Source organism: Pseudonocardia nematodicida (assembly GCF_040105385.1).
Classification (GTDB): domain Bacteria; phylum Actinomycetota; class Actinomycetes; order Mycobacteriales; family Pseudonocardiaceae; genus Pseudonocardia; species Pseudonocardia nematodicida.
Genome location: NZ_JBEDNQ010000008.1, coordinates 225,259 through 235,903, shown reverse-complemented (window position 1 = coordinate 235,903; position 10,645 = coordinate 225,259). Strand labels below are relative to the sequence as shown.

At 70.5% G+C, this 10,645-nt stretch carries 10 protein-coding genes and 1 pseudogene; 5 read left to right on the top strand and 6 right to left on the bottom strand.

The features are described 5' to 3' along the window. Window positions 1-107: 107 nt before the first annotated feature. Window positions 108-740: pseudogene (locus tag WIS52_RS20095) on the top strand (ABC transporter ATP-binding protein); the annotation flags it as partial. Window positions 741-766: 26 nt separating this feature from the next. On the opposite strand, the gene WIS52_RS20090 reads toward WIS52_RS20095, so the two are convergent. The 5 genes from WIS52_RS20090 to WIS52_RS20070 form a co-directional block, all read right to left on the bottom strand. Further along, window positions 767-1,123, bottom strand: a complete 357-nt coding sequence (locus WIS52_RS20090) for a universal stress protein (protein ID WP_349299842.1) — start codon at window positions 1,121-1,123, stop codon at window positions 767-769. 74 nt (window positions 1,124-1,197) lie between these two features. Continuing rightward, the gene (locus WIS52_RS20085) at window positions 1,198-2,694 is read right to left on the bottom strand and encodes a sugar porter family MFS transporter (RefSeq protein WP_349299959.1); all 1,497 of its coding nucleotides are present in this window, start codon (window positions 2,692-2,694) and stop codon (window positions 1,198-1,200) included. A 68-nt stretch (window positions 2,695-2,762) separates the two neighbouring features. Then, the gene (locus WIS52_RS20080) at window positions 2,763-3,668 is read right to left on the bottom strand and encodes a sugar phosphate isomerase/epimerase family protein (RefSeq protein WP_349299841.1); all 906 of its coding nucleotides are present in this window, start codon (window positions 3,666-3,668) and stop codon (window positions 2,763-2,765) included. Then, window positions 3,665-4,672 (bottom strand): Gfo/Idh/MocA family protein, encoded by a 1,008-nt coding sequence (locus WIS52_RS20075; RefSeq protein ID WP_349299840.1) that lies wholly within the window; start codon window positions 4,670-4,672, stop codon window positions 3,665-3,667. The genes WIS52_RS20080 and WIS52_RS20075 overlap by 4 nt, the downstream gene beginning before the upstream one ends. A gap of 26 nt (window positions 4,673-4,698) precedes the next feature. Beyond that, window positions 4,699-5,625, bottom strand: a complete 927-nt coding sequence (locus WIS52_RS20070) for a sugar phosphate isomerase/epimerase family protein (RefSeq protein WP_349299839.1) — start codon at window positions 5,623-5,625, stop codon at window positions 4,699-4,701. 105 nt (window positions 5,626-5,730) lie between these two features. Here WIS52_RS20070 and WIS52_RS20065 point away from each other — a divergent pair, with 105 nt between their 5' ends. Continuing rightward, a complete protein-coding gene (locus WIS52_RS20065) occupies window positions 5,731-6,795 on the top strand; it encodes a LacI family DNA-binding transcriptional regulator (RefSeq protein WP_349299838.1) in 1,065 nt (354 codons plus the stop codon). On the opposite strand, the gene WIS52_RS20060 is transcribed toward WIS52_RS20065, so the two are convergent. Next, window positions 6,738-7,499, bottom strand: a complete 762-nt coding sequence (locus tag WIS52_RS20060; protein ID WP_349299837.1) for a GntR family transcriptional regulator — start codon at window positions 7,497-7,499, stop codon at window positions 6,738-6,740. The genes WIS52_RS20065 and WIS52_RS20060 overlap by 58 nt on opposite strands. A 188-nt stretch (window positions 7,500-7,687) precedes the next feature. Between WIS52_RS20060 and WIS52_RS20055 the strand changes: the two genes are divergently transcribed. The 3 genes from WIS52_RS20055 to WIS52_RS20045 all read left to right on the top strand — a co-directional run bounded on the left by WIS52_RS20055 (window position 7,688) and on the right by WIS52_RS20045 (window position 10,628). Then, window positions 7,688-8,662 (top strand): substrate-binding domain-containing protein, encoded by a 975-nt coding sequence (locus WIS52_RS20055; protein ID WP_349299836.1) that lies wholly within the window; start codon window positions 7,688-7,690, stop codon window positions 8,660-8,662. Window positions 8,663-8,728: 66 nt separating this feature from the next. Continuing rightward, on the top strand, window positions 8,729-9,805 hold the full coding sequence (locus WIS52_RS20050; RefSeq protein WP_349299835.1) for an ABC transporter permease: 1,077 nt from the start codon (window positions 8,729-8,731) through the stop codon (window positions 9,803-9,805). A 7-nt stretch (window positions 9,806-9,812) separates the two neighbouring features. Next, window positions 9,813-10,628 carry an ATP-binding cassette domain-containing protein gene (locus WIS52_RS20045; protein WP_349299834.1) on the top strand — a complete coding sequence of 272 codons (816 nt, stop codon included), beginning with the start codon at window positions 9,813-9,815 and terminating at the stop codon, window positions 10,626-10,628. Window positions 10,629-10,645 lie beyond the last annotated feature (17 nt).

Genomic DNA, 10,645 nt, shown 5'->3' with positions numbered 1-10,645 from the left:
GCACCCACTGGTTCAGGCCCACGGGCGAGAGGGGGCCGGGCGGCCCGGTGTGGACGCCTGGAAGGACGCGACATTCGAGTACCAAACGGTACAATCGGCCGAACGCCGATGCCGCCCGGCTACTCGATCTCACCGAGTTCCTGGCCCGCAAGCCCAAGGCGCTGTCAGGCGGGCAGCGGCAACGGGTGGCGATGGGCCGGGTGATCGTACGGGAGCCCCAGGTCTTCCTCATGGACGAACCGCTGTCCAACCCGGACGCCAAGCTGCGGGTGCAGACCAGGGCGCAGATCTCGGTGTTGCAGCGCAGGCTCGGCACCACCACGGTCTACGTGCCCCACGACCAGACCGAGGCGTTGACGATCGGGGACCGCGTCGCGGTCCTGCGGGACGGTCGGCTGCAACAGGTCGACAGCCCCGCAGGATGTACGACCGGCCGTGCAACGCCTTCGTCGCGAGCTTCATCGGATCCCCGCAGATGAACCTGCTGACCTGCGACCTCACCGACCGCGGAGCGTCGCTCGGGGACCATGACCTCCCGCTGCCCGCACGGTGCGCGAGGCGGCGGCGCCCGACACCCGGGTACCTCCACTGCAGCCGTCACCACGGCACCGGGTACGCCGGTCGACGTCGTCGCCCGGGTCCACGGCCGGCACACTCCGGCGCAGGGTGAGGTCGTCCGGCGCGCCGTCGACCCGGCGCGGATCCATGCCTTCTCGGCGAGCTCCGGCGAACGCCTCTGAACCCGGCCGCCGGACGTGCGCTAAGCTCAGTCGGGCTTGACGGCGAGGACCGGGACGGGGCTCTCGAGGAGCAGCCGTTGCGACACGCTGCCGAGCAGCGCCTTGCTCAACCGGCTGCGGCGGCGCAGTCCGATCACCAGCCGCGCAACGTCGCCGCGGAGGTCGATCTCGTCGAGGACGGCGTCGACCGGATCACGGTCTCCCGGGCCGACCCGCTCGACGAGCGTGACCCCCGTGGCGCCGGCCGGACCGGTGAGGTCCAGCCGGTGCAGGGTCAGGTTAAGCACGACGAGGTCGGTGCCGAGCCGAGCGGCTTCGTCAGCGCCTGCGGTCAACGCCGCCGCACCCTCGGCACCTTCGCCGACCGCCACGAGAACACTCATGACAACTCATCTCGTTGAAGTGGGCGGGCCGGGTCGATCGACCCGTCGCATCGTTCACGCGTACTGCTCGTCGTTCATGCGTACTGCGTGCGGAACTGCTCCTCCAGCTTCTCTAGCGACCGACCTCGTGTCTCGGGCACCACCTTGGCCACGAACACCAGTGCCGCCAGGCCGAGGACGACGAACACGAAGAACGAGTTCGCGATCCCGACTGTCTGCACCATCGGCGGAAACACCAGCGCGACGAGGGCGTTGGCCACCCAGAGCACGAACACGCTGATGCCGATGGCCAGGCTGCGGATCTTCAACGGGAATATCTCGGACAGGATGAGCCAGACCAGCGGGCCTATGGTGCCCTGCATGCAGAAGACGAACAGGATGACGAACACTAGGATGAAGTAGGCCTTCGCCGTCCCGTCCGGCAGCAGCAGCGCGGACAGCCCGACCAGGAGGTGGAAGGTCGTGGTGAGAGCGAACCCGCCGAGCAGCATGGTCCTGCGGTTGATCTTGTTGATGATCAGGATCCCGACGGTGATGCCGAGCACGGAGAACAGCCCGTTGAGCGTATTGGCCACGATCGCGGCGTTCGCCGAGAAGCCGGCGTCACCGAGCAGCTGGGTGCCGTAGTACATGATCGAGTTGATCCCGGTGGCCTGCTGGAAGACACCCAGCCCGGCCCCGATGAGGATCAGCCGACGGATCCACCGGACGCCGAGGTCGGTTGCGCCGCCGGTGCGAGAGGCCTGCTCCTCGGCCGCGAGCCGGTGCACCTCCGACATCTCGGCCTCGGCGCGCTGCGGCGACCGGACCTGCCTCAGAACGGCCAGCGCCTCGGCCTCCCGGCCCTGCGCGACCAGCCAACGGGGGCTCTCGGGCATCCGCAGCATCCCGATGAACAGCACGATCGCCGGGGCGAGGGCGACCAGCAGCATGACCCGCCAGATCCAGTCGATGTCGCCCCAGATGTTGTAGATGACCGCGTTGATCACGAAGGCGGCGAACTGGCCGGAGACGATCATGACCTCGTTGCGGGTCACCAGACCTCCCCGCCGCTCGGCCGGCGCGATCTCGGCCAGGTACACCGGCACGGTCGCCGAGGCGCCGCCGACCGCCAGCCCGAGGATGAAGCGGAAGATCGCGAGCACCTCCCAGCCAGGGGCCAGGACGCAGCCGAGCGTGCCGATCATGAACACGATCGCCAGCAGCAGGATGTTGTGCCGGCGGCCGTGCCGGTCGGAGAGCGTGCCGCCGATCACGGCGCCGACGGCAGCGCCGAAGATCAGGATGCTGACGACGAAGCCCTCGGTGAAGGCGGTGAGCCCGAGATCGCGGGTCAGAGGCTCGAGCGCCCCGTTGATCACGCCGGTGTCGTAGCCGAACAGCAGTCCGCCGAACGTGGCGATCACGGTGACGAGCCCGAGTCGGCTCGTATGGGGCCCCCGGACGTCCGGGGGCAGCGCGGTCGTTCCCGCGCCGTCGTGCGTGGTCATGATTGTCCTCCGCGTCGAGGGCGACCGGCGTGACGATGGAACGGGCGCGACGACGGCAGCCGGCCGCGAGTCGTGTCGCAGGGCCCGATGTCGGTGTGCGCGGTCCGGTGGCCGACCGGGGATGTGCGCCCCGGCCGGCCACCTCCGGATCAGCCCGCGCCGTGGGTGGCGGGGCGGTGGTCCGCGCCGAGGTGCTTGTCGACCAGCGCCAGGACCTTCTCCCGCTGCCGGACGCTGATCTCCTCGGCGTGCTCCTCCCAGCCGAACACGCAGCTGGAGAGGACGCCGTCGAAACCGACCGCGGCGAGCGCGGCGAAGACCTCGTCGAAGTCGACCTCGCCGCGGCCGAGCTCGGCGTGCTGGTGCACCCGGGCCGTCGAGCCGGGCGGGTTGACGATGTAGCGAAGCCCGTTCGACGCGGTGTGGTCGAGGGTGTCGGCCAGGTGCACGTGGGCGAGCTTCTCCCCCGCCGCGGTGATGATCCCGGTGGCAGCTCCGCCACCGCCGCCCTGGTGGAAGGTGTGCGGGGTGCAGTACAGGAAGTCGATCCAGTCCGCGTTCAGCCCCCGGACCAGGTTCACCGCGGCGTGACCGTCCTCGATGAAGTCGTCCGGGTGGGGCTCCAGGACGAGCCGGACGCCCTCGGCCTCGAAGAGCGGGGCCAGTTCCTCCAGGGAGCGCAGGAACTGGCTCTCCGCGTACTCCGGGGCCTCCGGACGGCCGTTGAACTCGGAGTTCATCACGTCGACATCGAGGTCGACGGTGATCTGGATGGCCCGCTTCCAGGCACGTACAGCCGCCTGGCGCTCGTCCTCGTCCGGGCCGGACCATCGTAGCACCGGCAGCACCGAGGCGATCCCGACCCCGGCGGCGGCGGCGCGGCGGCGCAGCTTATGCACGGTGGCGTCGTCGGCGCGCGGGTGGCGGAAGAACGGGACGAAGTCGTCCTTGGGCGAGAGTTCCATCCAGGAGTAGCCCGTCCGCGCCACCACGTCGGGCAGCTCGAGCACCGAGTGGGTGGAGTAGAACATCTGCGGGTCGAGCGCGAGCTTCATCGGGTCGCCTCGGGACGGTCGCCCAGGCGGATCTCGACCCGCCTGCCGGTGGAGACGGCCTCGACCCCGGCCGCGCACACGGCGACGGCGGCGTAGCCGTCCCAGGCGCTCGGGCCGCCGACGGTGCCGGTGCCGGCCGCGTCGACGAAGGCCTGCATCTGGGCGTCGTAGGCGGCACCGAAGCGCTCGACGAAGTCGGGGGCGATCCGGCCGCCCCAGCGACCTTCGCGGCGCAGCAGCAGGTTCTGGTCCAGCCCGATGGTCGCCATCCCGTTCTCGCCGACGACCTCGGTGCGGACCTCGTAGGCCACCCCGGTGCGGACGAACGACTCGACGTCGACGAGCCGGCCGGACTCGGTCTCGAACAGCACCAGCATCGGGTCCGAGGTGCCGGACGGTGCCGATGACGTCGCGCCCGGCTTGAGCGCGGTGACCGCGACGATCTCCTCACCGAGCAGGAACCGGGTGCAGTCGACCTCGTGCACTACCGAGTCGGCCATCGCCATCTCAGAGGTGAAGGAGTCCGGTACCGCCGGGTTGCGGTGCACGCAGTGCATCATCAGCGGTGATCCGAGGTCGCCGGCGACGATCAGGTCGCGCAGTGCGGCGTACTCGCGGTCGTAGCGGCGCATGAAGCCGACCTGGACCAGCCGGCGGCCCAGCTCGGCCTCGGCCTGCACGATGGCGTGCGCGCTGGCCTCGTCCATCGTCAGCGGCTTCTCGCACAGCACCGGCTTGTTCGCTTCGAGGCAGGCGAGCACCTGCTTCTCGTGGGCGAAGCCGGGGCTGGCCAGCACGACCGCGTCGACGTCGGTGGCCGCGATCGCGGCGGTCGGGTCGGTCTCGACCCGGGCGTCCAGCGGAGCGGCTACCTGCTCGGCCCGGTCGGTGTCGACGTCGTTGACCACCGAGACTCGCGCGCCACGCACCCGGCGGGACAGCGAGTCCACGTGGAACGCGCCCATTTTCCCGACGCCGAGGACGGCTACTCGCAGTTCGGACATGTGAGCCTCCTTGCTCGGTACCGCGCTCAGCTGCGCGGGCGGCCGATCTCGACGGCGCTGTTGCCGCAGCCGCCGAGGTAGGTGTGGGTTCGCTGGGCGATCGGAAGCGGGGTGTCCGGGTGGCAGGGGTAGAGGTCCTGCTCGACGATGGCGTAGATGTCGCGGCCGAGCTCGGCCACCGCGGCCAGCAGCGGCTCCATCTCGGGCACGCCCCGAGGTGGCTCGATCATGACGCCGCGCTTGACGGCCTCCGGGAAGGTGAGGTCCTCGGCCTCGACCTGGTCCAGCACCGCTGGGTCGACCTGCTTGAGGTGCAGGTAGCCGATCCGCTCCGGGTAACGCCGGATGAGGTCCAGGTTGTCGCCGCGGTAGTACGACACGTGGCCGGTGTCCAGGCACAGGTTCACGTGGCGCGGGTCGGTGTCGGAGAGGAACCGCTCGATGTCGCGCTGGTAGCCGACGTGCGAGTCGGCGTGGCTGTGGAACTGGACGGCCAGGCCGTACTCGTCGAGGATCCGGCGGCCGAGCTCGTTCATGCCCTCGGTGAGGGAGCGCCACTGCTCCGGGGCCAGTTCCGGGCTCTCCAGCGGGTTACCGGTCTTGTGGTCGCGCCACGGTTCGGGGATGACGATGATGTGCCCTCCGCCGACCGCCTTCGTCAGGGCGGCCACGTCGGTGACCTGCTTCCAGACGTCGTCCCAGGAGCCCGGTCGATGCAGGTGCTCGAAGACGGTGCCGGCCGAGACCCGCAGTCCGTGCTTCTCGAGCTGGTCGGCCAGCTCGTGCGGGTCGGTGGGCAGGTAGCCGTAGGGGCCGATCTCTATCCAGTCGTAGCCGGAGGCCGCCACCTCGGCCAGGAACCGGTCGGCCGGGGTCTGGTCCGGGTCGGAGGGGAACCAGACGCCCCACGAGTCCGGCGCCGAACCGATCTTGATAGTCGAAGGGGTAACCACGCTGTATCTCCCGATGTAGAGCTAGAGCGCGCTAGTACGCTCGGAGCGGAACTATCCAAGGCCGGGATGACTATGTCAAGACAAAGAATGCACGGGAGGAGACTCGTGGCCACTCCGGTTCCACCCCGGCGCCGACCGACCATGACCGACGTCGCCGCCCGCGCCGGCGTGTCCCGGGCGCTGGTCTCCATCGTGTTCCGGGACCGGCCCGGCGCTTCCGCCGGGACCCGAGCTCGGGTGCTCGCCGCCGCCGAGGCCATCGGCTACCGGCCGGACAGCGCCGCCCAGCGTCTGGCCCGCGGGCGGAGTCGCGCCGTCGGCGTCATGACCACCGTCGGGGAGCCGTTCGAGGCGGAGCTGATCGAGACGATCTACGCTGAGGCCGGAGTTCTCGGCTACGACGTACTGCTGACCGCCCGCACGGCAGCGCGCGGGGAGCTCGTGGCCGTCGAGGAGCTGCTCGCCCACCGTTGTGAGGCGCTGGTCTTGCTCGGACCCGAGATGTCGGACGAGCTGCTCGCCGAGCTGGCGACCCGTACCACGGTGGCAGTGGTCGGACGCGGCGTCGCGGGGGTGGACAGTGCGCACACCGCGGACGCCGACGGCGTCCGGCGCGCCGTCGAGCACGTGGCGGCGGCCGGGCATCGCGCGATCATGCACGTCGACGGCGGGGGCGGACCGAACGCCCGCGCCCGCCGGGCGGGCTACCTGCGCGGCATGGCCGACGCCGATCTCTGCGCCGAGGCGCGGGTACTGCCCGGCGCCTACGACGAGGCGGCCGGCATCGCCGCCGCGCGGCTGCTCCTGGCCGGCGACGAGCTCCCGACCGCGGTGCTGGCCGGCAACGACCGGTGCGCGCTGGGGCTGCTGGACACGCTGCGCCGGGCGGGGGTGGAGGTGCCGGGGCAGGTGTCGGTGGTCGGCTACAACGACGACCGGGTGTCCCGGCTGGCCCACGTCGATCTGACGACCGTGCGGCAGGACGCGGCCGCGCTCGCCCGCGGTGCGGTCCGGGCCGTCGCCGCACGGCTGGACGACCCGAGGTCCGAGCCGGTCGAGCTAATGCTGCCGCCGCACCTGGTCGTGCGCGGCACCACCGGCCCGGCCCGGTCTCAGACCGGGCCGACGGGCGCCGCGGTGCCGGAGGACAGGGTCAGCTCGAAGGCGTAGAGCGCGGCGCGGTAGAGGTGCGAGCCGTACTCCACCGGGTGGCCTGCGCCGTTCCAGGCGGTCCGCACCATGGTGAGCAGGGGGCCACCCCGGACCTCACCCAGCGCCGTCGCCTCCTCCCGGGTGGCGGCGCGCGCGCCGACGACCTGCTTGGCGAGCCGCGGGGCGTGGCCGGCGGCACGCAAGAGGTCGTACAGGCCGCGGTCGACGAGATCGGCCGGTCGCAGCGCCAGGACCTCGACGGGGACCACGTTCGTCATCAGCGCCAGCGGCTCACCGTCGGCGAGGCGTAGCCGCGCGAACCGAGCGACCGCCGTCCCGGGGGCGATGCCGAGCGCCACCGCCACGTGCTCCTCGACCGGGCCGACGTCGAACGAGCGCAGGACCGAGGTCGGTGTCCGACCGTCGCGGGCCAGGTCGTCGTGCAGGCTCGTCAGGTCGACCGGCCGCTCCATACGCGGGGGCCGCACGAGGATGCCGGCTCCCCGCTTGCGCGCCAGGACCCCCTGTTCCACCAAATAGGATACCGCGCGCCGCAGGGTCGGACGGGAGGCGCCGAGCCGAACGAGGAGCTCCGCCTCGTTCGGCAACCGGGAGCCGGCCGGCAGCTCGCCCGACTCGACCATGTCGTGCAACCGGTTCGCGACCTGGAAGTACAGCGGCACTGGGCTCCCCCGGTCCACCGGCCGCTCGGAGTCGCTCACGGCCCCTCCCCAATCCTGATGATGCCACCAATTTGTCCGTACAAAGCATTGACCTGATGTTCAGAGGAGCGTACACCTATCCGTGTTCCACATCACCATTCGTGCGTCGGGGCCGCCGGATGGGACCGTCACCGATCCCCCGCGACCGGCCGGGCCGTGTCGCGATGCACAGAGAGAACTGATGCTCGATGAGGAGTATTCGGAAGATCGCGGCCGGTCTGGCCGCGGCATCGCTGGTCGTCGGCCTCACCGCCTGCAGCAGTCAGGGTGGGGCCCAGGACCCGGGTGCTGCCCCCGACGGCGAGCGCTACACGATCGCGATGATCACCCATGAGCAGGCCGGCGACACGTTCTGGGACAAGATCCGTGCGGGCGCGGAGGACGCGGCCGCGACGCACGGCATCGACCTCAAGTACTCGAACAACGAGCAGGGCCCCGAGCAGGCGACGCTGGTGCAGAACGCGATCGACTCCCAGGTCGACGGCATCGCGGTCACCCTGTCCAGCGCCGACGCCGTCGTCCCGGTCGCGAAGAAGGCCGCCGACGCCGGGATCCCGGTCGTGGCGTTCAACCAGGGCATCGACCAGTACACCGATGCGGGCGCGAAGATGTACTTCGGCTCCGACGAGAACCTCGCCGGGCAGACCGTCGGCGAGAAGCTCGGGCAGTCCAGCCCCGGCGGGAAGGTCCTCTGCGTGATCCAGGCGCAGGGCTCGGTCGCGCTGGAGACCCGCTGCCAGGGCGTCCAGGCCGCCTACGCGAACACCGAGAACATCCAGGTCAACGGGGCGGATCTGCCCTCGGTCCAGCAGACGCTGAACGCCAAGCTCGCCGAGGACCGCTCGATCACCGACATCGTCACCCTCGGCGCGCCGATCGCGATGGCCGCCCTGCAGGCCCAGGAGGGCAGCGGCTCGACCGCGAAGATCGCGACGTTCGACCTGAACCAGGACGCTGCCAAGGCGATCCAGGACGGGCGGATCCAGTTCTCGGTCGACCAGCAGCCTTACGTCCAGGGGTACCTGGCTGTCGAGTCGCTGTGGCTGAACCTGTCCAACGGCAACGACATCGGCGGCGGCAAGCCGACGCTGACCGGCCCGTCCCTGGTGGACTCGAGCAACATCGCCCAGATCCTGCCCTACACCGAGACCAACAAGCGCTGACCCGGCTTCCCCGTCGGCGGTCGTGTTCGACGGCCGCCGGCGGGTGTCCGCCACCGAGGAGCCACCATGACCACCCCCACCGCCACCGGCCCGGCTGACGCTCCGGCCCCCACGTCGCCGGACCCGGAGCCGCCGGCCCCCGCGTCGCGCTCGCTGTCGGCCCGTCTGTTCACCCGACCCGAGGCGGGCACGATCGCGGCGGCAGTCGCGATCTTCGTCTTCTTCTATGCCATCGCCGAGCCGTTCCGGACCCTCGACTCGTTCTCCACCGTGCTCTACGCGGCCTCCACCATCGGCATCGTCGCGATCGGTGTGGCGATGCTGATGATCGGCGGGGAGTTCGACCTGTCCTCGGGTGTCGCGGTGACCACCTCCGCGCTGACCGCCGCCCTGATCACCTACCAGCTGTCGTTGAACATGTGGGTGGGCGTGGTGCTCAGCCTGCTCGTGGCCCTGGCCGTCGGCTTCGTTAACGGCTGGCTGGTGGTCACCACCGGCATCCCGAGCTTCCTGATCACGCTGTCGATGTTCTTCATCCTGCGGGGCGCGAACATCGGCGTGACCAAGGGGGTGACCGGCACCGTGGCCACGGACAACGCCTCCGAGCTGGACGGCTTCGCCTCGGCCCGCGCGGTGTTCGCCTCCGACATCCCGCTGGGCTTCATGACGGTCAAGATCACGATCCTGTGGTGGCTGCTGCTGGCCGCGGTCGCCTCGTGGATCCTGTTCCGCACCCGCCTGGGCAACTGGATCTTCGCCGCGGGTGGCAACGCCGCGTCGGCCCGCGCGGTCGGCGTCCCGGTGAAGAAGGTCAAGATCGGCCTGTTCATGGGGGTCGGCTTCGTCGGCTGGATCCTCGGGATGCACATCCTGTTCAACTTCTCCTCCGTGCAGTCCGGGCTGGGCGTCGGCAACGAGCTGATCTACATCGTCGCCGCGGTGGTCGGCGGATGCCTGCTGACGGGCGGGTTCGGCTCGGCGGTCGGGGCCGCGGTGGGCGCCTTCATCCTCGGCATGACCACCCAGGGCATCGTGTTCGCCGGCTTCGACCCGAACTGGTTCTTCACCTTCCTGGGCACGATGCTGCTGCTCGCAGTCGTGCTGAACATCTACATCAAGAACTACGCCTCCACCCGGAAGTGAGCCGACGATGACCGACACGATCGCCGAGAACGCCGCCTCGGACCTCCGCGCCGGTGCGCCCCTGGTCCGGATGCACGGCGTCGGGAAGACCTACGGCGCCATCCGGGCGCTGGAGGGCATCGACCTGACCGTCCGGGCCGGCGAGGTCACCTGCGTCCTCGGGGACAACGGGGCCGGGAAGTCCACCCTGATCAAGATCATGTCCGGGCTGCACCCGCATTCCGAGGGCGCCCTGACCGTGCACGGCAAGGACGTGACCTTCTCCTCCCCGCGCCAGTCGCTCGACCTCGGCATCGCCACCGTCTACCAGGACCTCGCGGTCGTGCCGCTGATGGAGGTCTGGCGCAACTTCTTCCTCGGCTCCGAGCTGCGCAGGGGCAGGTTCCCGCTGGCTCCGCTGGACATCCCGCGGATGCGCCGGGTGGCCGACGCCGAGCTGAAGAAGATGGGCATCCACCTCCAGGACATCAACCAGCCGATCGGGACCCTGTCCGGCGGGCAGCGCCAGTGCGTCGCGATCGCCCGCGCCGTCTACTTCGGAGCCCGGGTGCTGATCCTCGACGAGCCGACCGCCGCACTCGGGGTCAAGCAGTCCGGCGTGGTGCTCCGCTACACCGCGGCCGCACGGGACGCCGGGCTGGGCGTCGTGTCCATCACCCACAACCCGCACCACGCCTACATGGTCGGCGACCACTTCATCATCCTGAAGCTCGGCCGGCGGGTGCTCGACCGCAAGCGCTCCGAGGTCACCCTCGAGGAGCTGGCCGCCGAGATGGCCGGTGGCCAGGAGCTCGTCGAGCTCTCGCACGAGCTGCAGCGCTGAACCGCCCGCTCACAGCC

What these genes read in the sequence shown, in the direction of transcription:
- WIS52_RS20090 (WP_349299842.1), bottom strand. Translation starts at nt 1,123, where the DNA reads ATGAGTGTTCTCGTGGCGGTCGGCGAAGGTGCCGAGGGTGCGGCGGCG.
- WIS52_RS20080 (WP_349299841.1), bottom strand. Translation starts at nt 3,668, where the DNA reads ATGAAGCTCGCGCTCGACCCGCAGATGTTCTACTCCACCCACTCGGTG.
- WIS52_RS20075 (WP_349299840.1), bottom strand. Translation starts at nt 4,672, where the DNA reads ATGTCCGAACTGCGAGTAGCCGTCCTCGGCGTCGGGAAAATGGGCGCG.
- WIS52_RS20055 (WP_349299836.1), top strand. Translation starts at nt 7,688, where the DNA reads ATGAGGAGTATTCGGAAGATCGCGGCCGGTCTGGCCGCGGCATCGCTG.
- WIS52_RS20050 (WP_349299835.1), top strand. Translation starts at nt 8,729, where the DNA reads ATGACCACCCCCACCGCCACCGGCCCGGCTGACGCTCCGGCCCCCACG.
- WIS52_RS20045 (WP_349299834.1), top strand. Translation starts at nt 9,813, where the DNA reads ATGACCGACACGATCGCCGAGAACGCCGCCTCGGACCTCCGCGCCGGT.